This window comes from Roseomonas sp. CAU 1739, assembly GCF_039839775.1.
In the GTDB taxonomy this organism is placed as follows: Bacteria; Pseudomonadota; Alphaproteobacteria; order Acetobacterales; family Acetobacteraceae; genus Neoroseomonas.
On sequence record NZ_JBDOQQ010000002.1, the window covers coordinates 301,806 to 327,054 of the forward strand.

Genomic DNA, 25,249 nt, shown 5'->3' on the forward strand with positions numbered 1-25,249 from the left:
CGCGCCAAGCGGGGTCACCCCCAACGCATCCTCCGGTGGCCTTGCCGTGGGACGCGACCGGGTTCCCTGTCCGTCGGAAGCCGACCCTTGGCTCGGGCGGGGCTGGCGCGCCGGGTCGCCATGGTCGCGGCAGGGCGATCGCGTGGGTGGCACGACCGTCCAACGCCCGTTGCGGCAACGGCGCACCCAGCCTAATGCTGCCGGCCCCATGTCCCAGGCGATCGCCCCGTTCCCCGAGGTGGACCACCAGCACGCCGTCTTCGCCGACGGCCTGCCGCTGGATTGCGGGGCCGTGCTGGTGCCGCTGACCGTGGCTTACCGCACCTACGGTACGCTGAACGCTGCGAAGACGAACGCCGTGCTGGTCTGCCATGCGCTGACCGGGGACCAGTACCTGGCGGAACCGAGCCCGGTGACGGGCAAGCCCGGCTGGTGGGACAGCATCGTCGGGCCGGGTAAGCCGCTGGATACCGATCGGTACTTCCTGGTCTGCGTGAATGTCCTCGGCGGCTGCATGGGCACGACCGGCCCGCGGTCCGAGATGACGGATGCCGAAGGGCGCGGGCTGGGCCGGCCCTGGGGCACCGATTTCCCGCAGGTGACGATCCGCGACATGGTGCGCGCGCAGAAGCGGCTGATGGACCATATGGGCATCGGGCGCTGGCTGGCGGTGATCGGCGGGTCGATGGGCGGGATGCAGGTGCTGGAATGGGCGGCGACCTATCCGCAGCATGTGCTGGCGGCCGCACCCATCGCCTGCGCGGCGCATCATTCGGCGCAGAACATCGCCTTCCATGAAGTCGGCCGCCAGGCGATCCATGGCGACCCCGACTGGGCCGGCGGGCGGTATTGGGAGGATGGACGCATCCCCGCGCGCGGGTTGGCGGTGGCGCGGATGGTCGCGCACATCACCTATCTGTCGGAACAGGCGCTGACGCGGAAATTCGGGCGTCGGCTGCGCGGGGCGAATGCGCTGACCTTCCTGGAGGACGTGTTCGAGGTGGAGTCGTACCTGCGCTACCAGGGTTCGACCTTCGTGCAGCGTTTCGACGCGAATTCCTATCTGACCATCACGCGAGCGATGGATTTCTTTGACCTCGCCTCGGAGCATGACGGCGACCTGTCGGCGGCGTTCAAGGGCACGGCGACGCGGTTCTTCCTGGCGTCATTCAGCAGCGACTGGCTGTTCCCGACCAGCGAGAGCCGGGCGACGGTGCGCGCGCTGAACGCGGCAGGGGCCAGCGTGAGCTTCGTCGAGATCGCCTCGGACAAGGGGCATGACGCCTTCCTGCTGGAGGAACCGGAGTTCCATGCGGCGCTGGGTGGGTTCCTGAAGGGCGCGGCGGAGAAGGCCGGCGTCTGACGATCGGCGTCACGCCCGTGCAAGCGCGGCCAGTGCAGCCACGCCGAGCCCCGCCAGCAGAAGCGCAACCCGCCCCCACGGCGCCGCCGCCCTCTGCTCCGCCGACAACAATTGCCAGCACCAGACGGCATGGAAGCACCACCCGCCAGCCAGGATGGCGAGCGGCACGACGAATTGCGCCGCCCTGCCCGGTGCACCGCCGGGCGACAGGGTCATGGCATAGAACGTCGCCATGGCCAGCGAATACGGCCCCAGCGCGAGCAGGCAGCCCTGCACATGCGCGCTGCGCCATTCGCTCTCCAGCCCTGGCGGCACGTCCTCCTGCAACGCGGCCATCGCCAGGCCGAACACCATCGCCACCGGCACGCTGCCCATGATCACCAGCGGCCCCAGCGCGAACAGCGCCAGCCCCGCCACCGGCACGATCACCCCGGTCAGCACGGCAAGCACCGCCAGCGCGAGGAAGGCCCGGCGCGGGTGCCGGCTGAACAGGACGAACCACGCGAAGGCATAGGGCAGCGGCGCCAGCCAGAGCCACGTCACGGTCCAGCGCAGCGGTCCGAGATAATCCTGCGGCCCGTGCGAGGCCGGCGGCGCGCCTATCAGCTCGGCCACCGCGATCCAGGCGAACACGCAGGCGCCACCGAGGCCTGCGGCATAGGCCACTGGTGCCAGCGGCAGCGTCGGGCTGGCAACGCCTGGTACAGCATCCGCCATCAGCACATCATCGTCCTGCCGGCGCGAAACTGCCACTATTCTCCGCGCATGCGAGGCTTGCCGCGGGCAAACCGGCGGCCTATGCCCCGCAGAACCGCTCGAAGCGCGTCCAGGACCATGCCCGAAGCCCCCTCCGACATCCGCTACGTCGCCAAGAACATGCGCCTCGACCTCCGTCTGATCGCGGAGATGATCCCCCATGGCGCGAAGGTACTGGACATCGGCTGCGGCGACGGCGCGCTGATCGAACACCTCACCCGCGAAAAGCAGGCGGACGCGCGCGGCATCGAGATCGACATGGCCGAGGTGACGAAGGCCGTCTCGTCAGGCCTCGCGGTCATCCATGGCGATGCCGACAACGACCTCGCCTTCTACCCCGATGGCGGTTTCGATTTCGTCGTGCTGTCGCGCACGCTGCAGGCGGTGGAAAAGCCGCGCGAGGTGCTGCGCCAGATGCTGCGCATCGGCCGTCACGCGGTCGTCTCATTCCCGAATTTCGGTCATTGGCAGCTGCGCTGGCGGCTGCTGACGCGCGGGCGCATGCCCGACACCAACACCTGGAACCGGCCCTGGTTCGAAACGCCCAACATCCACCCCTGCACCATCCTGGACTTCATGGCGCTGTGCGAGATGGATGGCTATCGGGTGGAAAAATGGCTCGCGGTGGATGAGCGCGGGCTGAAGGCGCCGTGGCGGCGCTCGGTTCGCATGGCGAACCTGTTCGGCGAGCAGGCGCTGTTCCAGCTCAGCCGCGCGGGCTGACGCCCCACGGCCGGCGGATCGCGCCGCGCCTTCAGTGCAGCGGCGCCAGCGGCAGCGCCATCGGAGCCGTCTTGCGCCGCGGCGCGGGCCCAAGGCCCGAAGGCGACAGGATCGTCGCCGCCTGCGCCGCATGCTGCGCAGCCTCCGTCACGCCAAGCCTGCGACACTCGGCCTCGACATAGGCCAGCATCATCAGGATGGCGCTCTTGTCGGTGTGCTGCTCGTCATGCTCGGAAACGGGAATCACCACATCCATGACCATCTCTCGACGCCCCGCCCACTGGGCACCATCGCGATTGTGAGGTGGGCGCAAGGAACCTTTAACGCTGCAATGGCGGTAGCCGACAGGGTCCTAACGCTGGGAACACCGCCATTGACGCCGTTTTCACGGGGCTCTCGCGCTGCGGCCCAAAAGCGGAGCGCAGCGCTTGCCGTCCGTGAATATGGATGGCCGTCCATTGCGCGGATCACGCGAAATCGCTGCGCGTCCCACACGCTTATCGCAGGTTCACGACAGTTTCGGGCCAGACGATGGGCCGCAGCCGCAGCAGCGGAATTCGCGCCACCGTGATGGCGCCGGAATCGATTCCGACCGGCACTTCCACCCGCGGCGCGCCACCGCCCTCGGGCACGCGCGTCATCATCCCCAGCACCGCCTGCGCCGTCGCCGCCGTGCGCGGCCCGATCATGCCGGCGCCGGCCAATGAGCCCACCGCCTCGGCCGGCCGTTCCAGCCTGAGCGTGCCGTCGCCGACCGGCTGCAATGCCGCGTCCAGGCGCAGTGCCATGGTGAGTGCGCCGGCCAGCGGCCCCCAGCGCAGCGCCACTTCCCGCAGGTCCAGCGTGGCGCTGGCGGCGTGCCAGGCCTCCGCCCTTTCGCGCGGCGTCATCGGCAGGGGCGGCGGCGGCGGGCCGGTCAGCACCGCGTCCAGCGATGCACGTTCGACATCACGCCCGAAGGCGCTGAGGTCGGGCATCGGCGGCAGGGTCACCTGGCGCGCATCGACACGGAGGGCAAGGCCGGGCTCGCCTTCGGCCATGCCAGGCATGGCGCTGGCCTCGACCCGCGCGGCGGTGAGCGGCCCGGCCGGCGTCTCCGCGCGCAGCCCGTGCAGCGTCAGTTCGGCCATCCGCGCCGGCGGCCCGCGGTCGATCGGCACCGCGACCCGCAACAAGGCGGCGGCATAGGGAATGGTCAGCGCGCCGACGCGGATGCGCTGTTCGCCTTCCGCGGTGATCACCAGGCGGTCGATGCGCGGGGGCGCGATCGCGAGGTTGAGCCGCCGGGCCTCCCACACGAAGCCTTGCGGCAGGGCGGGCGACCAGCCGGCGATGCGGATTTCGGGCACCGTCAGGCGCGCGGCGAAAGGCCAGCCGTCGCGTGCCGGCGTCGCGTGTTCGACCTCCCAGCCATTGGCACGCTGCTGGGCCACCCAGTCCGAAAAGGCCACTGTCATGGCGCCGGTCAGCCATTGCCACGCCAACGCATGCCCCGCGCCGCCCAGCAGCAGGATGCCAAGCAACGTCAGCCCCGCGCCGCGCAGGGCTCGGCGGCGACCAGGCCGTCCCGGCGTCTTGGCGCGTGTCATCCCCGGCGGTATAGCGCCGCCTCCGCGATGACGCGACATGCGCCACAGGCGCGGTGGCGCCGCCTGGCGCGGCGCGGATGGGCACGACATGCACGATGACGCGATGCGGGACAGTCTCGATGCCGATGGGCATCTGTATGTCTTCGCTTATGGGTCGCTGATCTGGCGGCCGGGATTCATCCATGCGGCGGCTCATCCGGCATTGCTGCGCGGGTTTCATCGACGGTTCTGCCTGTGGTCCCACCGGTATCGTGGCACTCCGGAACAGCCCGGTCTGGTGCTGGGCCTCGATCGCGGCGGGGCGTGCCGCGGCCTTGCCTATGGTGTCGCCGCGCGGGATGCGGCGGCGGTGCTTGCCTATCTCGATGACCGCGAACTGCCCGATGGGGCGGAGCAGGTCTATCATCGCCGCATGCTGCCGTTGCGGCTGCTGGATTCGGGGCGGCTGGTACGGGCGGTGGCCTATGTGGCGAACCGGGATTGCCGGTTGTATTGCGGCCGGCTTCCGCCGGAACGGGCGGCGGCGGCCATTGCCGCCGGCCATGGCCAGATGGGTGCGAACCGCGACTACCTGATGAACACGCTGGCGCATCTGCGGCAGATGGGCGTTCGCGATGCCGGGCTGGACCGGATCGCTGGGCTCCTGCCCGGATAGGCTCCGCGCCGGCCGTGGGCTTTGGCCGTCTCTGAAGGTGGACCGGGCTGCAACACCCCCGCTTGTTCCCCATCGCGAAGCGAAGCGTCGCCGCGCCATGCGCGCCAGCACCGGGCCGCGCATGCCGAGTGGCGAGACACCACATCGTCTTCACGACAAAGGCTTCCCCGATCACCCGGCGCCGTTCATCCACAGCAGCGGGAAGCGCAAAAAATAGTATTATTTTACAGTGGATTGACCCAGTATCCTGACCCCTCGAATGAAGTTATCCCCGACGTCTCTCCCCAGACTTATCCACAACGCCCCGGCAGGCTGAACAACCGGCTGGTCTCGGTCTCCACCATCTCCTCCAGCATGCTCATCAGCGCTGCGCGCGGCAGGCGGGGCGGCAGTGGCGGCAGGATCGAGATGTGGATGACGCCGGGCGTCTTGCGGAAGGCGCGCCGGCCCCACACGCGGCCGCTGTCGGTCGCCACGGGCACCACCGGGGCGCCGCTCGCCGCGGCCAGGGCGGCGACGCCCGGCTGATAGGTGACGCGTTCGCCCGGCGCGGTGCGCGTGCCTTCGGGAAAGATCACCACCGGGCGTCCGCCCGCCAGGGTCGCCTTGGCTTCCCGCACCATGGTGCGCAGCGCCGCGGCCCCGGCCGTGCGGTCCACCGAAAGCTGCCCGCAATGCCGCGCCAGCCAGCCCCACCCCGGGATCTCCAGCAGTTCCTTTTTGGCGACATAGACGCTGTTCGGCACCAGCATGAGCCAGACCATGGTGTCGAAGGCCGATTGATGCTTCGCGGCGATGATCGACCCGCCCGGTGGCAGGTTCTTCATCCCCGTCACCTCCAGCCGGACGCCGCAGATCACCCGCAGCCCGCCGAGCATGGCGGTGGCCCAGAACACGATGAAGCGCGTCAGCAGCGGCGGCGGGAAGGCCAGCATCGGTATGCCGACGATGATGGTCAGCGCCGTGCCGCCGATGAAGTAGATGTTGAACAGCAGGGAACGCAGTGTGGTCATGGGTCACGCCTCGGGCTGGCCAGCGCCGAAAGCCCGGCGCGCGCCAGCAGGTAGCGCCCGTACTCACCCAGCAACAGTCCCCAGACCGCAGGTCGCCGCAGGGCGCCCGATGCCCGCAATGTGACCGGTACGACGGCATGCGGCACCAGTTCGACCCCCGGCAGCGCGCGGCGCAGTTCCAGCAGGGCACGCGGCATGTGGTAGCTCGCGGTGACCACGCGCAGCGACCGCGCCGCATCGGTGTGCACCCAGGCGGCGATCTCGACGGCGTTGCCGCGCGTCGTCGCCGCCGCGCGGCCGATCGCGACGCGCCCCGCGACCGCGGTGGCGTCCTGCCCGGCGGCGGCGGCGATGTCGGCGAGCCCCGCCTCGGGATGCGCGCCCGAGATCAGCAGCCGCGGCGCCAACCCTTCGGCCAGCAGGCGCAGGCCCGTCGCCACGCGTTCGCTGCCCCCGGTCAGCACCACGATGCCGTCGGTTTCGCGCATCGCCGGTTCAGCCGGATCCAGCGCGCGCGCCACGAACACTGCGAAACCCACCACGAGCACGACAGGCAGCAGCAGGGCCAACCATGGCAGCACCGATCGACGCCGCGACTGGCGTGACGGCGGCGCGGTGGCCTCGGTCTCGCTCATCGCGGTCGCCCCGCCATCACGGCAGGCGCCGCAGCCACCGGCGGACCGTCGCCTGCGTCGCCACCCAGGCCAGCAATGCTGCCATGGCGGGCAGCAGCGCGAGGTCGACCCAGGGCAGGTTGTGCAGCGTCGCGTCGCCGGCCAACGGCCCGGCCAGCGCCGCAAGGCCGGCCAGCGCCGGCAGCGCCAGCGCCGTGCCGCCGGCCGCGCCAATGCCGGCCAGCCGCGCCGCGCGTCGGGCGAAGCGCCCGGCCACATCGGCATCCGTGGCACCCAGCCCGTGCAGCACCAGCACCGCGTCGCGCCGCGCAGAAAGCCCCGCGCGAACCGCCACGCCCACCACCGCCGCCGCCACGCCGGCGACCAGCGCCAGGATCGCCAACGCCAGCCCCTGCACCGCGCGCGCCAGCGCCGCGAGATGCGCGACCCAGACGCCATGCGCCTCGGTCACCGCGCCGGGCACCTCGGCCGCCACCCGGTCGCCGATCAGCGTCGCGTCGGCCGACAGGTTCGCGAGGCGCAGTTCGATCACGCCGGGCAGCGGCAGGCCCTCCGCCCCGCCCAGCCAGGGGCGCAGCAATTCGGCCATGCGGGCGGGGTCCACCGCCTCGGCGGCGGCGACCTCGGGCAGGGCCCGCAGCGCGGCGATGGCGCGGTCCATCCGGTCCGGCGTGGGCTGCGGCACCTGCACCGTGACGGCGGCCTGGGCGCCGTCCCGCCAGCGTTGCGCCAGCCGATCCGCACCCGACCGCCCCGCCAAGGCCAGCGCGGCGAGCAGCGCCATCGCCGCCACCAGCCCGATCAGCAGCCGGTCGGCCATGGCCCGGCGCAGGCCGAGCGGGTCGCGCGCCAGGCGGCGCTTCGGTTCAGCCATCGGCCACCAGCCGCCCACCCTCGAGCGTCAGCATCCGTGCCGGATGGCGTCCCGGCAGGTCCTCCGAATGGGTCGCCACCACCACGGTCGTGCCCTGGCGGTTCATCTCCGCGAGCAGAGCCAGGGTACGGCGCGCCTGCCGGGCATCCAGCTCCGATGTCGGCTCATCGGCGACCAGCAGGTCGGGGCGGGTGACGACGGCACGGGCGATCACCAGGCGCTGCTGCTCCCCGCCGGACAGTTCCTCGGGCCGGCGTTCCTCCTTGCCGGTCAGGCCGATCCAGTCGAGCAGGTCGGTCAGATCCGCGCGGATGGTCGATTCCGCCACGCCCGCCAGGCGCAGCGGCAGCGCGACGTTGTCCCAGGCCGACAGATGCGTCAGCAGGCGGAATTCCTGGTGCACGGTGCCGATGCGCCGGCGCAGCGGCGGCAGGTCGCGCCGCCTGGCGCGCGATAGCGGGACGCCGAGCAGTTCGACCTCCCCCTGGGTTGGGCGCAGCGCCGCCTGCATCAGCCGCAGCACAGAGGTCTTGCCGGCCCCCGACGCGCCGAGGATCCAGGTGAAGGAGCCGTCGCCGAGCGTGAAGGACAGGTCGCGCAGCACCTCGGGACCAGGGCGTCCGCGCGGGTCGGGGTAGGCGAGGGCCACACGGCTGAATCGCACCATGGGCATGTTGTGCCCGTGCGCGGCGCGCACCTCAACTGCGACTACGCGCGGCGCGCACCTCAACGGTGACCGTACGGGGCGCTTGCCTAACGGCTGCTTGCGGCGCGCCGCCTGCCAGCCGAGACTGTAACGGAGATGCGTATCGCCTGCCCCGCCTGCGCGGCCGCCTATGAGGTGCCGGACCGGTTGCTCACCGGACCGGCGCGGACGCTGCGCTGTTCGCGCTGCGGCGCGGATTTCGCACTGCCGCAGGTCGAGGCGGTGGCGGAGCCCGTGATCGCGGAACCGGAACCATCGCCGCCCGTTGTTGCCGCCCCGCGGGAGCCGCTGGCCGTCGCGGCCACGGCACCGACCCGGCCGCCACCGCCGGTCATGCGTCCCGAATCCCTGCCGCCAACGCCGCCCCCCGAGGTGCCAGACGCGCCGCCGGCAGGGCTGGTCCGCGCCTGGGTGGCCTCGATCGTGGTGGTGCTGGCGGCGGTGCTGTCCTTGCTGGTGTTCCACGCCAAGGTGATGGAGGTCTGGCCGGCCAGCACGCGGCTGTTCGCGGCGCTGGGGCTGGCGTAAGGCTGGAGTGGCGGCGCCCCTCCGGGCCACCCCACAGGGGGCCAGGCCCTCTGGACCGCGGGATCCTGGTGACGGTGATTGCTGGCGGTGCGGGATTGCGCTGGCGCGTTCAGTCCCGGCGATGCGTGACAACGGATGGCGCGGCCGGTTTGGGAGCCAGCAATCCAGGCGCTGACGCCGACCCGATTCGAGCCCCGCGCGCCCCGAGCCAGATGGCGGCCGCATACATGAGCAGGACCAGGCCCGTCCCGACCGGCGAAGCGCTGGCCATGACACGATCGAAGGACGTCGCAAGGTACATCGCGAGCGGCACAAGGAACTGCACGTCGGTCATGGGCTCGCGCCATGCCACCCGGCGCAAGCCGCGTCCGATGGCGAACAGCGCCGCGCAGCAGACCAGGATAAGAACGATGCCATCCGCGGCACCGAGCAGGGGCCCGGATCGCGCCACCCATTCCTGATAGGTCCCGACCACCAGCAGTGGAAGGACAAGGAGAGGCAGGAGCAGAGCCAAGCCCGGCCATAATCTGAGCTGCGGCATCATGAAGCAATCTCCCGGCGGCAGTGTTTCATTGCTGCCACCGTCCCCCCCCCCCCGGGAGACACGTCAACCCGTCAGGCCCGATCCTGCTTCCCCCGTCCCTGCAACCACGCCACCACCAGCAGCAACACCACTGACAGTCCCACCAGCACAGCCGCCGCAGCCGTCGTCGTTAGGCTGATCGAATCGTTCAGCCCGGCGAACATCTGTCGCGGCAGCGTCCGTTGCGCCGGCCCGGCGATGAACAGCGCGATCACCACCTCATCCAGCGAGGTCGCGAAGGCGAACACCGCCCCCGCCGCCACGCCGGGCGCGATCTGCGGCAGGCACACCCGGAAGAACGCCCGCAGCGGCCCCGCCCCGCAGGCCGAGGCGGCGCGCAGTTGCACGGGGTCGAACCCCTCCAGCGCCGCCAACACCGTCACCACCACGAAAGGCACGCCGAGCGCGGCATGCGCGATCACCAGCCCGGTATAGGTCGCGACCAGCCCGATCGGCCCGAAGGCCAGCAACAGCGCCACCGCGACGACGATCACCGGCACCACCATCGGCGCCAGCACCACGCCCATCGCCACCGCGCGGGCCGCGCCCGTCATCCGCCAAAGCCCGAACGCTGCCGGCGTGCCGAGCGCCGTCGCCAACCCTGCCGCCGCGGTGCCGATCATCAGCGAGTTCCACAGCGCCGGCAGCCAGAAATCGGATCCGAAGAAATCCTGGTACCAACGCAGCGACAGCCCCGGCAGCGGGTAGAACAGGAAGGACCCGGCCGAGACGGACAGCGGCAGGATGGCGATGATGGGCGCGAGCAGGAACAGCGCCACCAGCACGCTCGCCACCCATAACAGGGCGCGCGCCATCACGCCGCCCCCGGCCGGCGGAACCCCGCCAGCCTGCCGTACAGCGCGACACACAGCCCGACCGCCGCCAGCAGCATCACCGACAGCGCGGCCGCCAGCCCCCAGTTCACGCTGCGCGTCGCATAGAAGCCGACGAACCAGGCCAGCATCTGGTCGTTCGGCCCGCCCAGCAGCGCCGGCGTGACGTAGAAGCCGAGCGCCTGGATGAACACCAGGATGCACCCTGCCCCGATCCCCGGCAGGCACAGCGGCAGCGTCACCCGCAGGAACACCCGCCACGGCGCCGCCCCCAACGACGCCGCCGCGCGCGGCAGCCGCGGGTCCAGCCCCCGGAACGCCGCGACCAGCGGCAGCACCATGAAGGGCAGCAGGATGTGCACCATCGCCAGCACCACGGCGAAGCGGTTCATCATCAGCGGCAACGGCGCGCCGGGGACCCCCATCGCGCCCAATGCGGCATTCACCACGCCTTCGCGCTGCAAAAGCACCATCCAGGCCGCCGTGCGCACGATCAGCGAGATCCAGAAGGGCAGCATCACCGCCGCCAGCAGCAGCGTCGCGGGCAGGCCCTTCGTCGTCGCGATCAACCAGGCGATCGGCCAGCCCAGCAGCAGGCAGACGGCCGTCACCATCAGGCTGATCCACAGGCTGCGCAGCAGCACCGCGCGGAACACCGCCTGGTCATCAGGCACCGCGCCGATGCTTCCGGCAGCGTCCTGCCGCAGGTCGAGCGCGGTCAGCAGGTGGAAGGACGAGAGCGGCCCGCCGGCGCGGCGGATCGCGCCCCAGCTTTCGGGGTCACGCCATTCCTCGCTGATGGCCAGCACGGCATCACGCGCACTGCCCTCGAAGGGTACCTCGACGCGGCGCGCGGTCATGGGCAGCAGGCCCCGGAAGCCCGGCTTGTCGGCGTTCAGCCGCGCGGCCGCACGCGGGATGGAACCCACGCCGGTGTCGCGGTCGCGCGCCCGGGCCTCGCGCAGGTCGGCGACCAGGGCGGCGAAGGCGGGCTCATCGGGCGCTGCCTCACCGGTCCAGGACGCCAGCGCGACGACGGTGCGCGGCAGGACAGGGGCGACCTCGGAATCCGTGACACCGCGCCACAGGAACGCGCCGATCGGGGCGACGAAGGTGACGAGGAGGAACAGCAGGAGCGGGGCTGTCAGCAGGGCGGGGCGGTTCATGGGAGGGCGCGTGGCTTGGAACGCTCGCACAGGCCTGTGCTGGAGGACGGTTGGAGGGGCTTTGCCCCTCCAAGCCACCCCACCAAAGGCTTAAGGCCTTTGGAAACCCCGACCTGGCGCCGGGGGGCAGGGATTTCGTCGCCTGGCGTGCCGGGCCATGTCGGCATCTGTTCTGGCCTGGGCACCACGCGACACATGCCGGCCCCACCCTGGCGCAGGTCGGCCGTCGCCCTGAAGCAGGACGCCCCGGCCGCCCGGCACCAAAAGGGGGTTCCCAAAGGCCTTAAGCCTTTGGCGGGGAGGTCCGGAGGGGCAGCGCCCCTCCGGCCTTCACCGTCACCGCGACACCCACGTATTGAACCGCTGCGTCAGCCGGTCGAGGTTATCCAGCCAGAAGCGGTCGCTCAGTTGCAGCGCGGACGCGATGTTCTGCGGCGCCGTCGGCAGGTTCGCGAGCAACTCGGCCGGCAGGCGCTCATTCACCCCCTTTGCCGTGACGCCGTAGGGGATCTTCGGCGGCAGCGTGGCCTGGATTTCCGGCTGGCCGACGAACTTCAGGAATTCCAGCGCGCGCGCCTTGTTCGGGCTGCCCTTCATGATCACCCAGGAATCCAGGGTGAAGATGTTGTTGGTCCAGACGATCGCGAAGTTGCGCCCATCCGTCGCATTCGCCGCCGAGATGCGGCCGTTGTAGGCGACGGTCAGCGCCACCTCCCCGGCGGCGAGCCATTGCGGCGGCTGCGACCCGCGCTCGAACCAGGCGATGTCGGCCTTCATGCCATCCAGCTTGCGGAAGGCGCGATCCACCCCCGCCGGCGTGCCGAGCAGTTGGTAGACCTGGGCCGGCGGCACGCCATCGGCCATCAGCGCCATCTCCAGCGTCGTCTTCGGCCCCTTGCGCATGCCGCGCTTGCCGGGGAAGCGCGCGGTGTCGAAGAAATCCGCCCAGTTCGTCGGCCCCGTCGCCATGCGGGCGCGGTCATAGGCGATGATGAAGGAATACAGGATCGCGCCGACGCCGTGGTCGTTCACCGCCTCGGGGATATAGGCGTCGCGGCCGCCGATCGCGGCCCAGTCCATCGGTTCGAACAGGCCCTCATCGGCGCCGATCAGCAACTCCTCGGATTCGACCTGCACCACGTCCCAGGTGTTCGCACCCGAGGCAATGCGCGACCGCAGCACGCCGATGCCGCCATCCCAGGTTTCCTCGAGCAGGCGCGTGCGCGTGGCCTGCTGGAAGGGGCGGAAATAGACCTCCCGCTGGGCGTCCTGATAGGCGCCACCCCAGGAGACGACGGTCAGGTCACGGCCCTGGGCGCGGACAACAGACGGCAGGGCGCTGGCGGCCAGCGCCCCCTTGAGGACGGTACGGCGATGCATGGCGGTCGTCTCCTTCTCCCGGGCAGGAATGAACCCTAAAGCCTGATCGGCCGAGGCGGAATCGGCGAAAGCCGAAAATCGATGCCGGCCACGCCGGCCCGACCAAATTATCGCCATCGTCAAACCTGGACCCCAGACGCCAGCTTCATCGGCGAGCGACATCAATCATGCGCCGGGTACCCGCGTGGGAACCACCATCACTGACAGGAGATCGCCAGGAGGCGGACCTCCGATTGTCGGTCGCACCATGAAGTGACGCGCGGATTGTTCCGACCTTGCTTCCATGCGCCGCCGGCTCGCCCTATCCTCAAAGGCTCGGGGCGAAGGAATTGCATCATGGCGAAGCTTGTCTTTGGCATGAACCAATCCTTGGACGGCTACGTCGACCATATGGCGTTTGCGCCAGGCCCAGCGCTTTTCCGTCACTTCATCGAGCAGGCGCGCGACCAGGTGGGCAGCATGTACGGCCGACGGCTGTACGAGATCATGCGCTATTGGGACGAGGATCATCCCGAGTGGGACGCGGCGCGGCGTGACTTCGCGGCCGCGTGGCGGCGCCAGCCGAAATGGGTCGTATCGCGGTCCTTGAGGTCAGTGGGCCCCAACGCCACCCTTGTCGATGATGACATCGGGGCGGCGATACGCAGGCTCAAGACTGAGCGCACCGGGGAGATTCAGGTCGGCGGCCCAGTTCTGGCACGAAGCCTGACCGACCTTGGCCTGATCGATGAGTATCGCCTCTACCTCCATCCGGTCGTGCTCGGTCGCGGCACGCCGTTCTTCGCCGGCCCCCGGCCACGGCTGCGCCTTGTGGCCAGCGATGCCATGGGTGAGGACGTGATCAGGTTGACCTACGTACCTGCCTGATGGCGTGACGGACCGTGCCCGTGCGTGATGGCAACGGCAGGAGGTTTGACCCGCGCCGTTGCCATGACGGAGTTCCACCAGCGTTGTGCAGCAAAGCGCAGGGGGTCGGCATGGGGCCCGCCGTCGCGCTGGCGGGTGGCCCGGGCGCTGTCGCGCCTCCGCGCTTCCGGTTCGTGGCGCGGCCGCGATCCCAATGGGCAGATATCACGCCGCCCCGGCCGTTCACGCTCCGTCGCGGAAGGCGAAGGCGGCACCCTCCGGCCAGGCGATCGCCGCTGGCCCGCCCGGCTCGGGCAGGGACCCGATGCCGGCGGGGCGCTTGGCCAGGATCTCCCCGCCATCGCCCACGCTCAGCCGCAGCCGCACATGGTCGCCGAGGAAGATCGCCTCCTGCAGGATGGCCGGCAGCGCGCCTTCCCCAAGGTCCGACGCCGTGACACCCGCCACGGCGATGCGTTCCGGCCGGATCGCGACCAGGCAGGCTTCCCCCTCCCCGCCGCAATCCGCCGCCTGGGCCGCGACCAACGGGCCGCAGCGCAGGCGCACCGTGACCTCGTCGCCGTCGCGCCTTTCGACACGGCCGGGCAGCAGGTTGTTCTCGCCGACGAAGCCGGCGACGAAGGCATCCGCCGGGCGGTCGTACAGCCGCTTCGGATCCGCGCATTGGCGGATGCGCCCGCCCTGGAACACCGCGATGCGGTCGGACAGGGTCAGCGCCTCGGCCTGGTCATGGGTGACGTACATCATCGTCACGCCCAGGCGCTGGTGGATGTGGCGGATCTCGAGCTGCATCTCCTCCCGAAGCGCCTTGTCCAGCGCGCCGAGCGGTTCATCCAGCAGCACGATCGGCGGTTCGAAGACCAACGCGCGGGCAAGCGCGACGCGCTGCTGCTGCCCGCCCGAAAGCTGCACCGGGCGACGGTCGGCGTAGCCCTCGAGCCGCACCATCGCCAGCGCCTTCAGCACGCGCGCATCCCGCTCCGCCCGGCCGATGCCCCGCACCGACAGCGGGAAGGCGACATTCTCGGCGACGGACATATGCGGGAACAGCGCATAGGACTGGAACACCACCCCGATGCCGCGCTTGTGCGGCGCCGTATGCGCGATATCGCGGCCTTCGAGCAGGATGCGCCCCGCGCTCGGCATCTCGAAGCCGGCGAGCATCATCAGCGTGGTGGTCTTGCCCGATCCGGACGGGCCGAGCAGCGTCAGCAGCTCGCCGCGCGCGATATCGAGGTCGAGCCCCACCACGGCGGCAGGCCCGCCCGCGCCATAGGTCTTCCGCACGCCCTCGAAGCGCACCAGCGTATCGGTCATGGCATTGCATCCGGCGCCGGGCCCGGCTTGTCAACGCCCGGCTGCCCCGGTAACGCCGGGACCTGTCCCGAGGGAGCCGACGACCATGAGCGAGACCGCCGAACCCACCCTGATCGCGGCGCGCGAAGGCATCGCCGGCACCCTGCTGATGAATCGCCCCAAGGCGCTCAACGCCCTGACGCTGCCCATGATCCGCGCCTTCGCCGACGCCATCGCGGCGTGGAAGGACGACGCCTCGGTGCGGCTGGTCGTGCTGGAAGGGGCGGGCGGACGCGCCTTCTGCGCCGGCGGCGACGTCCGCGCGGTGCGCGAGGCATCGGTCGCCGGCGACCGCGCCGCAGTCGAGGCCTTCTTCTCCGAGGAATACGCCGTCAACACCGGCATCGCCACCTTCCCCAAGCCCTGGGTCAGCCTGATCAACGGCGTCTGCATGGGCGGCGGCATCGGCGTGGCTGTCCACAACGGCCCGGTCATCGTCACCGAACACGCGCTGGTGGCGATGCCGGAGACCGCGATCGCGCTGTTCCCCGATGTCGGCACGTCCTATGTCCTGCCGCGGCTGCCGGGCGCGGTGGGCACCTGGCTTGCGCTGACCGGCGCGCGGCTGAACGGCGCTGACTCGGTGCATGCCGGGTTGGCGACGCATTTCGTCCCGCGCGAATCCCTGGCCGCGCTGCGCGCCGCGTTGGTGAGCGAAGGCGCCGATGCGGTCACCCGCTTCGCCGCCACGCCGCCGGAAGCATCCTTCGCGGCGCATCGTGAGGCGATCGACCGCTGCTTCGGCAAGGACAGCATCGCCGGCATGCTGGCCGCGCTGGATGCGGAAGGCACCGAGTGGGCGGCGGCGCAGGCAAAGATCCTGCGGCGCATGTCGCCGACTTCGCTGTGCGTGTCGCTGGAATTGCTGCGGCGCGGCGCGCAGCAGGACCTGGCCGCCTGCCTGGCGACGGAACTGGCGCTGACGCGGGTGGTGGTGAACGTGCATCCCGACTTCGTCGAGGGCGTGCGGTCGGTTCTGGTGGACAAGGACGGGGCGCCGAAATGGCAGCCGGCGCGGGTCGAGGATGTGGATCCGGCTGCGATCTCGGCGATGTTCAGCGCGTGAATTGGAGGGGCGCCGCCCCTCCAAAGCTCCCCGCCAGGGGCCTGCGGGCCCCTGGACCGCGGGGACCTGGTGTCAGGATCAGGGCGCGCCGGGGTGAAGCCTGCCGCAGGCGCGGCGCCCTGACATGAATCCGGGGCGTCGGGCGTGGTGCCGCCTGCGTATTTGTGGCGTGCCTGCCGCGCCCTCCACGCCGTGAGGGTTTCCAAAGCCCCGTTGGCATTTGGCGGGGGGAGGTCAGGAGAGCGGCGACGGCTTTCTTCGGATCGTCATCGGCGCGTGGTCCGTCCCATCGGCACCCTCACCCTCGCCGGATATTCCACGGATAGGTGCTGTTCCCCGCCACGAAGCCGCTCAGCCCCGACCGATACGCCGAGGCGATGAAGAACTGCCCCAGCGGCAGCACCGGCACCTGTTCGAAGGATTCCCGCCCGATCACATCGGCCAGGCGCTTCTGCTCCGCCTCGGTGTCGGCCACCAGCCAGGCGGCGGCGGCTTCCTCGACACGGGGATTGTCGTACCAGCCGAACCAGCCGCGCTGCCCCTGGCCGCGCAGCGTCGCCGCCACCGCCGGGTTGATGACGGACACCGACGGCCACCAGGTGTGAAAAATCGACCAGCCTCCGCGCTCGGGCGGTTCCTTGCTCGCCCGGCGCTGCACCACGGAGCCCCAGTCGGTCTCGACCAGGTCCACGTTCATGCCGACGCGGCGCAGAAGGTCGGCCGTCACCTGGCCGAAGGGGCCGATGGTTGGGAAGTCGGTCGGGTTGATGATGACGACCTTCTCGCCATTGTAGCCGGCGGCGCGGATCTCGGCCCGTGCACGGTCGAAGTCGCGCGGTCCGCGCAGCAGGTCGTTGCCGGTGGTGCTCTCATAGGTCGTGCCACAGGGCCACATCGAATGGCAGGTGCGGAAGGATGAAGGGTCGTTGCCCGTGACCCCGCGCAGATAGTCTTCCTGGTTGATCACGCGCAGCAGGGCGCGGCGGATCTCCGGCTTGTCGAAGGGCGGGTGCAGCATGTTGAAGCGCGCCACGCCGATATAGCCCAGCGTGTTCAGCACCTTTACCTCGACGCCCCGCGCGCGGCGCAACAGTGGCGCGAGGTCGGCGTTGATCTGTTCCCACCAGTCGATCTCACCAACCTGCAGCGCCGCGGCGGCGGTCGCGCTGTCGGGCATGATGGTCCATTCGACGCGTTCCATATGCGCGATCTTGCCGCCGGCGGTGCGTGACGGCGGTTCCTGCCGCGGCACATAGCCATCGAACTTCGCGTAGGCGACGCGGCTGCCGGAGACGTATTCATCCTTCAGGAAGCGATAGGGGCCGGAGCCGATCACCTCGGTTATCTGCTGGAACGGGTCGGTGCGCGCAAGGCGTTCCGGCATCATGAAGGGCACCACCGCGGCGGGCTTGGCCAGCGCTTCCAGCAGCAGCGGGAACTTGGTCTTCAGCCGGATGCGGATGGTGCGGTCGTCGGCAGCCTCCCAGGCTTCCACCACCGCGCCCAATGACTGGCCGAAGGTGTCGCGCTTGCTCCAGCGATTGAGGCTGGCGGCGCAGTCGCGCGCCGTCACCTTCTCCCCGTCATGCCAGGTCAGGCCGTCGCGCAGGCGCACCTGCCAGGTCAGGCTGTCATCGGAGACGCTGTGGCTCTCGGCCATCTGCGGCGCGACCTTGAGGTCGTCGGTCATGCCGTACAGCGTGTCGAACACGGTCCAGCCATGATTCTCGGTGACTGCCGCGGTCGTCCAGATCGGATCGAGCGAGGTGAGGTTCGCCTGCGGCACGAAGCGCAGCGTGCGCGCGCGTGCCGATTGCCCAAGCGCTGGTGCCGCGAGAGTCGCGAAGCCGGCGGCAAGCAGATCCCTGCGATGCATGGTCGTGAGCCCCATTTTCTGTCCCTGTCGGGTGGAGCATGACACCGGCGCGGCGCGCGGGACAACTGCGTGGGGGTGACTGGAGAGAGGCCTTACCTCATGCGCGTGGATCGTGGTGAGCGGCGCCTCGGAAAGGGGCTTTGCCCCTCTCCGAACCTCTCCCCACCAAAGGCCAGTGGGCCTTTGGAAACCGTCACTGGGCGTTGGGCAGGATGGGCGCGCCGGCGTTGCAAGGGATCTTGCCTGCGCGACGCCTGAAATGCTCCAGGGCGTGCGCGCCTCGATCCTGTTCGGCAATCCGGTGCGACCCTTCGCCCGCCGGCGGCATAAGCCAAAAGACCGTGGTCCAGGAGCCCGCTGGCTCCTGGCGGAGTGGCTTGGAGGGGCAGCGCCCCTCCAACCTTCAGGCAGCCTTCCGCGCCGCCCGCACCGCTTCCGACAGCGCGCGCACCTGGTCCAGCACCTTGCGCACCGCGTCCGGCTTCGCGCGTCCCTGCTCATCCAGGTTCGCCGCCAGCGTGTCGATCAGCGCCGAGGCCACCACCGCGCCATCGGCGATGCGCGCTGCCTCCGCCGCCTGCTCGGGCGAGCGCACGCCGAAGCCGATCGCAATCGGCAGGTCGGTGTGCTTGCGCAGGCGCGGGATGGCGGCGGCAAGGTCCGCCCCGGTCGCGCTGCGCGTGCCGGTGATGCCGGTGATCGCGACGTAGTAGATGAAGCCCGATGTCGCGGCGAGAACGCGCGGCAACCGCACCTCATCCGTCGTCGGCGCGATCAGGCGGATTAGGTCGAGGCCGTTCGCCTTGGTCGAGGGCTCGATCTCGTCGGCCTCCTCGGGCGGCACGTCCACGACGATCAGGCCATCGACGCCGGATGCGACGGCGTCGGTGCAGAAGCGTTCCACACCGTAGGACAGGATCGGGTTGTAGTAGCCCATCAGGATGACGGGCGTGGCGTCGTCCTCGCGCCGGAAGTCGCGCACCATGGCGAGCGTGCCGGCGAGTGTCGCACCCGCCTTCAACCCGCGCTGCCCGGCCTTCTGGACGGTCGGGCCATCGGCCATCGGGTCGGTGAAGGGCATGCCGATCTCGATGAGGTCCGCCCCCGCGCCGGGGAAGCCGCGCAGGATTGCCATGGAGGTGGCGGGGTCGGGATCGTAGGCTTCGAGGAAGGGCATGAGCGCGCCGCGCCCTTCCTTCTTCAGCGCGGCGAAGCGCGTCGCGATGCGGCTCACAGCTTCACCCCCAGATGCGCGGCGACGGTGAAGATGTCCTTGTCGCCCCGGCCGCACATGTTCATCACGATGATCTTGTCCGCCGCCAGGCGCGGCGCGAGGTGCGTGACATAGGCCACCGCATGCGCCGGTTCGAGCGCGGGGATGATGCCCTCGAGCTTCGAGCAGAGCTGGAAGGCATCCAGCGCCTCCTGGTCGGTCGCATGGACATAGTTCACGCGGCCGAGTTCATGCAGCCAGGAATGCTCCGGCCCGATGCCGGGATAATCGAGGCCGGCGCTGACCGAATGCGCCTCGATGATCTGGCCGAATTCGTCCTGCAGCAGATAGGTGCGGTTGCCATGCAGCACGCCGGGGCGGCCCTTGGTCAGTGATGCCGCGTGCTGGTCGGTATCGACGCCGTGGCCCGCGGCCTCGACCCCATACATCGACACGGATTCATCGTCGAGGAAGGGGAAGAACAGACCCATCGCATTCGACCCGCCGCCGATCGCGGCGACCAGTGCATCCGGCAGGCGGCCCTCGGCGGCCATCACCTGGCTGCGCGTCTCCTCACCGATCACCGACTGGAAATCGCGCACCATCGTCGGATAAGGGTGCGGCCCGGCAACGGTGCCGATGCAGTAATAGGTATCGTGGACGTTCGCGACCCAATACCGCAGCGCCTCGTTCATCGCGTCCTTCAGCGTGGAGGCGCCGGAGGTCACGGGGATCACCTCCGCCCCCAGCAGCTTCATGCGGAAGACATTGGGCTGCTGGCGCTCGACATCGGTCGCGCCCATGAAGACGGTGCAGGGCAGGTCGAACAGCGCGCAGGCGGTCGCGGTGGCGACGCCGTGCTGGCCGGCGCCGGTCTCGGCGATGATGCGCGTCTTGCCCATCCGCTTCGCCAATAGGATCTGGCCAAGCACCGCATTGATCTTGTGCGCGCCGGTGTGGTTCAGCTCGTCGCGCTTGAAATACACCTTGGCGCCGTGGCCCGGCGCGGCCTTGGTGCGCAGATGCGTCGTCAGGCGCTCGGCGTACCACAACGGGGACGGCCGGCCGACATAGTCCTTCAGCAGCCGGCGCCATTCGGCATCGAAGGTCGGGTCCTTCTTCGCGGCCTCATAGGCCTGCTCAACCTCGAGGATCAGCGGCATCAGCGTCTCGGCGACGAAGCGCCCGCCGAACTGGCCGAAACGGCCGCGGGCGTCAGGGCCCTGACGGAAGGAATTGGGCAGAGGCTTGTTCAAGACGGTCACTCGGCGTTCCCAGGAGACGGTGGGTTTAGCGGAACAACTGGCGGCGGGCCATAGAGACCGGGGGCGCGAGGAGCCGTGGTTCGGTCCAATCCGTCATGCTGGATCGGCGATGGTGATCAGAGCAGGATCCGTTCGCTATCGCTCACGCCTCCGGTGATTCCACCTGCGGCGATCATGCTCTTGAGAGGGCCGCCGCCCCATGGGCGCAAAGATTGGAGGGGCTCTGCCCCTCCAAGCCACCCCACCAGGGACCAGCGGGTCCCTGGACCGCGGGATTTTTTGGCGCCCTGTGGGCGCGACGGCGCTTGGACCAATTGGTTCCAGGTATGGCCATGATCCTGGCACCGACAAGCGCCGTTCCACACCAAAACGGAGGTTTCCAAAGGCCCTGGGGCCTTTGCTGGGGTGAGGTCCGGGGAGGGGCAAAGCCCCTCTCAGCATCCGTCATTCCCCCATGGTCGCGCCGGCGGGGTTAAGCCTCTCCGCTCACCAGCCCTTCACCTGGGCCGCACGCTGATCACGTGCTGCTGCATGAAGCCTGCCGTCTCGCCCACCGCCCGCGTCCGCAGCGCGGCATCGCCCTGGGTCTCGGTCCCGGCCGTCCGGCAGCCATCCCAGCTGCGCTGATACGCCGCCAGCGTCTGCTCATTCGCGCCGATGCGGAACAGCGAGGCGCCCGACACGCCCGATGTCCGTTCCCGCCACAGCCCGTCCGGCCCCTGCTGCCAGACGCAGCGGGTGATGTTGTCGCCCTGGGGGTTCGCCACCACGGCCCCCGGCGCGTCGCTGAACCCATGGCGGGCGTTCTGGTAGGTGCTGACCGTCACATCCCCGCCCGCGGCGCGCAGGAAGGAACCGAGATCCTCGCAGGCCGGCTTGCCGGTGACGTTGTCGCGGTCGCCGACGATGATGCGGATCGGCCGCCGCCCGGTGTCGCGGTTGGCGACGCGAAACGAACATTCCGGCTGCACCGCCGCCGCCGCCAGGAAGCGCGCGCCGGTCGGCGGGCGCGTCTGCAGCAGCCATTGGTGCATCGCCAGCAGCGACCCGCCGCCGCCGCCCGCCCCGATGCCGACCAGCCCGGCGCGGCGGACGTCGATGCGCGGGTTCTCGGCGGCCTTGTCCAGCGCCCCGAAGGCATCCAGCGCGAAGTCCAGCGGGGTGAACCAGGCGCGCTGCGACGGCGGCTGCGATGGGTCGATGCTGCGCGGCCCGTAGTGGTCCAGCACGATCACCGCCGCCCCCGCGCCCTTCAGCGCGTCGACATAGGCCTGCAGGACCGCGTCACTCTTGCCGCGATTGTCATGCGACAGGATCACGACCGGCACGCGCTCGGTGCCCGGCGGCATGTGCAGGTCGGCGATCATCGGCTGGCCGCCGGCGCCGGTGAAGGTGAAGGGGTCGGGCCGGGGCCCGCCGCCGCCGCAGGCCGCAAGCAGCAGGGCGAGGAACAGAGGCAGCGCGCGCATCGGACGTTTCTCCTTCAGGCGCCGCCACGCTGGGGCGAGCGCCCCCGCCGCGTCAACGCCCCGCGTCACGCCCCCCCTTTGGCGGCGGCGATGAATGCGCGGATCAGCCCGGGGTCCTTGACGCCGCGCGACCGTTCGACGCCCGAGGAGACATCGACCGCTGGCGCGCCCGCGATGCGGATTGCCTCGGCGACATTGGCCGGCGTCAGGCCGCCCGCCAGCTGCCAGGGCTTCGGGATGGCGCGCCCGGCCAGCAGCCGCCATTCGAAGGGCTGGGCATTGCCGCCGGGCAGCGGCGCGCCCGGCGGCGCTTTGGCGTCGAACTGGAAGCGGTCCACCACCGGGGCGAAGGCCTCCACCGCCGCGAGATCATCCTCCGTGCCGATGCCCAGCGCCTTCATCACCGGCACGCCGAAACGCGCGCGAATGGCTGCGGCGCGGTCGGGCGTCTCCTCGCCTTGCAGCTGGATCATGCCGAGCGGCACGGCGGCCAGGATGGTGGCGAGGTCGTCATCGGTCGGATCAACGACCAGGCCGACCCGCACCGGCCCGCCAGCATGGCGCGCCGACAGCGCCCCGGCCTGCGCCGGCGTGACCGCGCGCGGGGAGGGCGGGAAGAAGACGAAGCCGACGTAATCCGCACCGGCCTCGACGACGGCGTCCAGCGCCTCGGCATCGCGGATGCCACAGATCTTCACTTCGACAGGCATGGCGTCAGCCGGGCAGGGATGCGGCGATGGCGGCGGCGGCGGCGGCCGGGTCGGGCGCGCCGGTGATGGGCCGCCCCACCACGATCCAGTCGGCGCCGGCGGCGACCGCCTCGGCCGGGGTGGCGGTGCGCGCCTGGTCCCCGGCATCGCTGCCGGGCGGGCGTACGCCGGGCACCACCAGCACGGGGCCGGGGCCGAGATCGGCGCGCAGCATCGCCGCCTCATGGGGGCTGCACACCAGGCCATCGGCGCCGGCGGCGATGGCCATGCGGGCCAGGCGCAGCACCTGGTCGGCCGGGCTGTCGGCCACGCCGGTCGCGGCGAGCGCCGCCGCGTCCATGCTGGTCAGCACGGTGACAGCCAGCAGGATGGGTCGGTCGGCGCCGGCCTTCTCCGCCGCCGCCCGCGCGGCGGCGATCATCGCCGGGCCGCCTCCGGCATGCAGCGTCACCATGGCCGGCTTCAGCGGCAGCAGCGACCGCAGCGCACCGGCCACCGTGTTCGGGATGTCGTGCAGCTTCACATCCAGGAAGACCGGGCGGTGACGCGCCGTCGCGGTCACCGCCGGTCCGCCGGCGGCGCAGAACAGCTCCAGCCCTACCTTCAGCAGCCCACAATGCGGCGCGAGCGACGCCGCCAGTGCCCCGGCCCGTGCCAAGTCACCCGTATCCAGCGCCGGGATGATCCGCGCCGCGCCGCCCGTCGGCCGCGCGATCATGCGGTTGGCCCCGCCAGCCGGTCGGCGGCGGCAGCGCGTTCGCGTGCGCGGGCCGTGTCCACTTCCCGCTGCAGCCCCTCCGCACGGCGGATGGACGCACGCGCCCGGCTGCGCTGCGGCATGCCCGACACCCAGACGATGCCCGCCCCGATCAGGAACGCCACCGCCGCGGCCGCGAGCACCGCGACCGATAGCGGCGCCTGCCAGACCAGGTCGAAGGGCCACAGCCGCAGGTCCACCGGCTGCCGGTTGGACAGCGCGAACAACACCACGACCGCGGCGAAGGGGATGAAGATGATCCAGCGCATCATGGCGCCTTCTTACCGCGTGGTCCGGTCCATGGCCACGCCGCGTTGCCGCGCCATGCCGGCGCCCCGGCCACCGTTGCGGCCGGCCGGCGGTCCGGCATCACGCTGCGGGACTCAACACGGCGGGTACGCGCGGCGCCCGTGCTCGCGGACCGTCCAGCCTCGAGGGTATGTGAAAAGCGAGACCCGGGGTCAGGCCGCCGAGCTGGCCCGCGCGGGCGCGCGCGGCGCCGCCGGCTTGTTGATCCGTTCCCGCAATTCCTTGCCGGGCTTGAAATACGGCACGGATTTCGCGGTGACGGCCACCGATTCCCCGGTGCGCGGGTTGCGTCCGGTGCGCGGGTCCCGCGTCTTGGTGGAAAAGGCGCCGAAGCCGCGCAGTTCGACCCGGTCCCCGCGCGACAGCGCTGCGGTGATCTCGGTGAAGATGGTGGCGACGATCAGTTCGACATCCGGCAGCCGCAGATGCGGGTTGGCGCCGGAGAGATGCGCAATCAGCTCGGATTTCGTCATCCCTGGCCTTCCCATTGCGCGCCGAGTCCGTGGCGCCCCCGTCGGTTCAGCGCGAAGGCTGCCAAAGGGCGCGGGGTGCGTCAACGCCAAGCCATTCCGAAAAAAGGCTTTTCATCATCGATTCGGTCACCGAGGACAGCAGCCGCTCGGCCCGGCCGCGTGTCTCGATGTCGCGCAGCGGCAGCGCCTCCGGCACTTGCCGCTCGGCGGCGAGCCAGGCGCGCGCCTCACGCTCCCCGCCGATCGCATCCACCAGCCCGGCTGCGAGCGCCTGGCGGCCGGTGAAGACACGCCCGTCGGCGAGCGGACGCACCTGGTCGGGCGGCATGTGCCGCCCGGCCGCGACCATCGCGACGAATTGCGCATAGAGGTCGCCGATCACGCGGTCGAGCGCGGCACGGCCTTCTTCGGTCAGGGGGCGAAACAGGCTCGGCTGGTCCTTGAGCGGGCCCGAGGCGATGACCTGCGGGCTGACGCCCAGCCGTTCCATCAGCCCGGACACTTCGAAACTCTGCAACAGCACGCCGATCGACCCGGTGACGGTCGAATCGCGGGCGAAGATGCGCTGCGCCGGCAAGGCCACCATGTAGCCGGCCGAGGCCGCAGTGGCGCCCATCACGGCGACGACCGGCTTGCGCTCGGCGATGCGTGCCAGCGCGGCATGCAGGGATTCCCCGCCGGCCATGGTGCCGCCGGGGCTGTCGATGGCGACGATGACGGCCCGCACGCCGTCATCTGTCGCGGCGCGATCCAGCGCCTGCAGGATGCGGCGGTCCTCGGTGATCATGCCGGACACGGGCAGCCGCAGCACATGCGCCGCGCCCGGCAGGCCATCCTGCCCGCGTGAGGCGGCAACGAAGGCGATGGCGCCGAACACCGCCAGCAAGGCCAGGCCCCGCCACATGGTCAGTCGGCGGCGCAGGCGGCGACGATCGGCGAGGAGGTCGGGTTCGAGGGACATGAGACCCTCAATGGCGATGCGGCGAAGCGCGGACAAGGGCCAGGCCGGAGGGGCGCTGCCCCTCCAGACCTCCCCGCCAGGAGGCAACGGCCTCCTGGACCGCGATCCTTTGGCGCCGGGTCG

General features: G+C 70.6%; 27 protein-coding genes. 6 read left to right on the forward strand and 21 right to left on the reverse strand.

The genetic code is table 11. The annotated features are described in order from the left end of the window. Nucleotides 1–208: 208 nt before the first annotated feature. Entirely contained in the window at nucleotides 209–1,363 is a 1,155-nt protein-coding gene (locus AAFN86_RS04995; RefSeq protein ID WP_347542121.1) for a homoserine O-acetyltransferase, read from the forward strand. Nucleotides 1,364–1,372: 9 nt separating this feature from the next. On the opposite strand, the gene AAFN86_RS05000 is transcribed toward AAFN86_RS04995, so the two are convergent. Beyond that, complete coding sequence (locus AAFN86_RS05000; RefSeq protein WP_347542123.1) at nucleotides 1,373–2,080, reverse strand: hypothetical protein; 708 nt, start codon at nucleotides 2,078–2,080, stop codon at nucleotides 1,373–1,375. 159 nt (nucleotides 2,081–2,239) lie between these two features. On the opposite strand from AAFN86_RS05000, the gene metW reads away from it, so the two are divergent. Next, entirely contained in the window at nucleotides 2,240–2,842 is a 603-nt protein-coding gene (metW, locus tag AAFN86_RS05005; protein WP_347542396.1) for a methionine biosynthesis protein MetW, read from the forward strand. Nucleotides 2,843–2,873: 31 nt separating this feature from the next. Here the strand turns inward: metW and AAFN86_RS05010 are convergent, their stop codons facing one another. After that, nucleotides 2,874–3,098, reverse strand: coding sequence for a hypothetical protein (locus AAFN86_RS05010; RefSeq protein WP_347542124.1), 225 nt, complete (start codon nucleotides 3,096–3,098; stop codon nucleotides 2,874–2,876). Nucleotides 3,099–3,339: 241 nt separating this feature from the next. Continuing rightward, a complete protein-coding gene (locus tag AAFN86_RS05015; RefSeq protein WP_347542125.1) occupies nucleotides 3,340–4,431 on the reverse strand; it encodes a DUF2125 domain-containing protein in 1,092 nt (363 codons plus the stop codon). A gap of 37 nt (nucleotides 4,432–4,468) precedes the next feature. Between AAFN86_RS05015 and AAFN86_RS05020 the strand changes: the two genes are divergently transcribed. Further along, entirely contained in the window at nucleotides 4,469–5,086 is a 618-nt protein-coding gene (locus AAFN86_RS05020) for a gamma-glutamylcyclotransferase (protein WP_347542127.1), read from the forward strand. A 290-nt stretch (nucleotides 5,087–5,376) separates the two neighbouring features. Here AAFN86_RS05020 and AAFN86_RS05025 read toward each other — a convergent pair whose 3' ends face one another. Genes AAFN86_RS05025 through AAFN86_RS05040 form a run of 4 tightly spaced genes read right to left on the reverse strand, consistent with a single transcriptional unit; the run spans nucleotide 5,377 to nucleotide 8,275 of the window. Further along, a complete protein-coding gene (locus AAFN86_RS05025) occupies nucleotides 5,377–6,099 on the reverse strand; it encodes a lysophospholipid acyltransferase family protein (protein ID WP_347542128.1) in 723 nt (240 codons plus the stop codon). Then, entirely contained in the window at nucleotides 6,096–6,734 is a 639-nt protein-coding gene (locus AAFN86_RS05030) for a YdcF family protein (RefSeq protein ID WP_347542129.1), read from the reverse strand. The genes AAFN86_RS05025 and AAFN86_RS05030 overlap by 4 nt, the downstream gene beginning before the upstream one ends. Nucleotides 6,735–6,750: 16 nt before the next feature. Continuing rightward, nucleotides 6,751–7,608 carry an FtsX-like permease family protein gene (locus AAFN86_RS05035; protein WP_347542130.1) on the reverse strand — a complete coding sequence of 286 codons (858 nt, stop codon included), beginning with the start codon at nucleotides 7,606–7,608 and terminating at the stop codon, nucleotides 6,751–6,753. Beyond that, on the reverse strand, nucleotides 7,601–8,275 hold the full coding sequence (locus AAFN86_RS05040; RefSeq protein WP_347542131.1) for an ATP-binding cassette domain-containing protein: 675 nt from the start codon (nucleotides 8,273–8,275) through the stop codon (nucleotides 7,601–7,603). The genes AAFN86_RS05035 and AAFN86_RS05040 overlap by 8 nt, the downstream gene beginning before the upstream one ends. A gap of 135 nt (nucleotides 8,276–8,410) precedes the next feature. On the opposite strand from AAFN86_RS05040, the gene AAFN86_RS05045 reads away from it, so the two are divergent. After that, nucleotides 8,411–8,842 (forward strand): zinc-ribbon domain-containing protein, encoded by a 432-nt coding sequence (locus AAFN86_RS05045; RefSeq protein WP_347542132.1) that lies wholly within the window; start codon nucleotides 8,411–8,413, stop codon nucleotides 8,840–8,842. A 109-nt stretch (nucleotides 8,843–8,951) separates the two neighbouring features. Here the strand turns inward: AAFN86_RS05045 and AAFN86_RS05050 are convergent, their stop codons facing one another. The 4 genes from AAFN86_RS05050 to AAFN86_RS05065 all read right to left on the reverse strand — a co-directional run bounded on the left by AAFN86_RS05050 (nucleotide 8,952) and on the right by AAFN86_RS05065 (nucleotide 12,804). Next, the gene (locus tag AAFN86_RS05050; RefSeq protein WP_347542133.1) at nucleotides 8,952–9,386 is read right to left on the reverse strand and encodes a hypothetical protein; all 435 of its coding nucleotides are present in this window, start codon (nucleotides 9,384–9,386) and stop codon (nucleotides 8,952–8,954) included. Nucleotides 9,387–9,457: 71 nt separating this feature from the next. Continuing rightward, entirely contained in the window at nucleotides 9,458–10,240 is a 783-nt protein-coding gene (locus tag AAFN86_RS05055) for an ABC transporter permease (RefSeq protein ID WP_347542134.1), read from the reverse strand. Continuing rightward, nucleotides 10,240–11,424 carry an ABC transporter permease gene (locus tag AAFN86_RS05060; RefSeq protein ID WP_347542135.1) on the reverse strand — a complete coding sequence of 395 codons (1,185 nt, stop codon included), beginning with the start codon at nucleotides 11,422–11,424 and terminating at the stop codon, nucleotides 10,240–10,242. Before AAFN86_RS05060 ends, AAFN86_RS05055 begins: the two co-directional genes overlap by 1 nt. A 336-nt stretch (nucleotides 11,425–11,760) precedes the next feature. After that, entirely contained in the window at nucleotides 11,761–12,804 is a 1,044-nt protein-coding gene (locus AAFN86_RS05065) for an ABC transporter substrate-binding protein (RefSeq protein WP_347542136.1), read from the reverse strand. A 336-nt stretch (nucleotides 12,805–13,140) separates the two neighbouring features. Between AAFN86_RS05065 and AAFN86_RS05070 the strand changes: the two genes are divergently transcribed. Continuing rightward, nucleotides 13,141–13,671 carry a dihydrofolate reductase family protein gene (locus AAFN86_RS05070; RefSeq protein ID WP_347542137.1) on the forward strand — a complete coding sequence of 177 codons (531 nt, stop codon included), beginning with the start codon at nucleotides 13,141–13,143 and terminating at the stop codon, nucleotides 13,669–13,671. A gap of 222 nt (nucleotides 13,672–13,893) precedes the next feature. Here the strand turns inward: AAFN86_RS05070 and AAFN86_RS05075 are convergent, their stop codons facing one another. Beyond that, a complete protein-coding gene (locus AAFN86_RS05075) occupies nucleotides 13,894–14,988 on the reverse strand; it encodes an ABC transporter ATP-binding protein (RefSeq protein ID WP_347542138.1) in 1,095 nt (364 codons plus the stop codon). Between the two features lie 85 nt (nucleotides 14,989–15,073). Between AAFN86_RS05075 and AAFN86_RS05080 the strand changes: the two genes are divergently transcribed. Next, nucleotides 15,074–16,093: an enoyl-CoA hydratase/isomerase family protein gene (locus tag AAFN86_RS05080; protein WP_347542139.1), complete on the forward strand. Its 1,020-nt coding sequence runs from the start codon at nucleotides 15,074–15,076 to the stop codon at nucleotides 16,091–16,093. Between the two features lie 298 nt (nucleotides 16,094–16,391). On the opposite strand, the gene AAFN86_RS05085 is transcribed toward AAFN86_RS05080, so the two are convergent. The 9 genes from AAFN86_RS05085 to sppA all read right to left on the reverse strand — a co-directional run bounded on the left by AAFN86_RS05085 (nucleotide 16,392) and on the right by sppA (nucleotide 25,126). Further along, complete coding sequence (locus tag AAFN86_RS05085) at nucleotides 16,392–17,969, reverse strand: ABC transporter substrate-binding protein (RefSeq protein ID WP_347542140.1); 1,578 nt, start codon at nucleotides 17,967–17,969, stop codon at nucleotides 16,392–16,394. Nucleotides 17,970–18,372: 403 nt separating this feature from the next. Next, complete coding sequence (gene trpA, locus AAFN86_RS05090) at nucleotides 18,373–19,203, reverse strand: tryptophan synthase subunit alpha (protein ID WP_347542141.1); 831 nt, start codon at nucleotides 19,201–19,203, stop codon at nucleotides 18,373–18,375. Next, nucleotides 19,200–20,438 carry a tryptophan synthase subunit beta gene (gene trpB, locus AAFN86_RS05095; RefSeq protein WP_347542397.1) on the reverse strand — a complete coding sequence of 413 codons (1,239 nt, stop codon included), beginning with the start codon at nucleotides 20,436–20,438 and terminating at the stop codon, nucleotides 19,200–19,202. Before trpB ends, trpA begins: the two co-directional genes overlap by 4 nt. A 506-nt stretch (nucleotides 20,439–20,944) precedes the next feature. Next, on the reverse strand, nucleotides 20,945–21,916 hold the full coding sequence (locus AAFN86_RS05100; protein WP_347542142.1) for a dienelactone hydrolase family protein: 972 nt from the start codon (nucleotides 21,914–21,916) through the stop codon (nucleotides 20,945–20,947). 65 nt (nucleotides 21,917–21,981) lie between these two features. After that, on the reverse strand, nucleotides 21,982–22,626 hold the full coding sequence (locus AAFN86_RS05105; RefSeq protein ID WP_347542143.1) for a phosphoribosylanthranilate isomerase: 645 nt from the start codon (nucleotides 22,624–22,626) through the stop codon (nucleotides 21,982–21,984). 4 nt (nucleotides 22,627–22,630) lie between these two features. Beyond that, complete coding sequence (gene pyrF / locus AAFN86_RS05110; RefSeq protein ID WP_347542144.1) at nucleotides 22,631–23,344, reverse strand: orotidine-5'-phosphate decarboxylase; 714 nt, start codon at nucleotides 23,342–23,344, stop codon at nucleotides 22,631–22,633. After that, nucleotides 23,341–23,655 carry a lipopolysaccharide assembly protein LapA domain-containing protein gene (locus tag AAFN86_RS05115; protein WP_347542145.1) on the reverse strand — a complete coding sequence of 105 codons (315 nt, stop codon included), beginning with the start codon at nucleotides 23,653–23,655 and terminating at the stop codon, nucleotides 23,341–23,343. The genes pyrF and AAFN86_RS05115 overlap by 4 nt, the downstream gene beginning before the upstream one ends. A 189-nt stretch (nucleotides 23,656–23,844) precedes the next feature. Next, nucleotides 23,845–24,165, reverse strand: a complete 321-nt coding sequence (gene ihfB / locus AAFN86_RS05120) for an integration host factor subunit beta (RefSeq protein ID WP_347542146.1) — start codon at nucleotides 24,163–24,165, stop codon at nucleotides 23,845–23,847. A gap of 46 nt (nucleotides 24,166–24,211) precedes the next feature. Then, nucleotides 24,212–25,126 carry a signal peptide peptidase SppA gene (gene sppA, locus AAFN86_RS05125; protein ID WP_347542147.1) on the reverse strand — a complete coding sequence of 305 codons (915 nt, stop codon included), beginning with the start codon at nucleotides 25,124–25,126 and terminating at the stop codon, nucleotides 24,212–24,214. Nucleotides 25,127–25,249 lie beyond the last annotated feature (123 nt).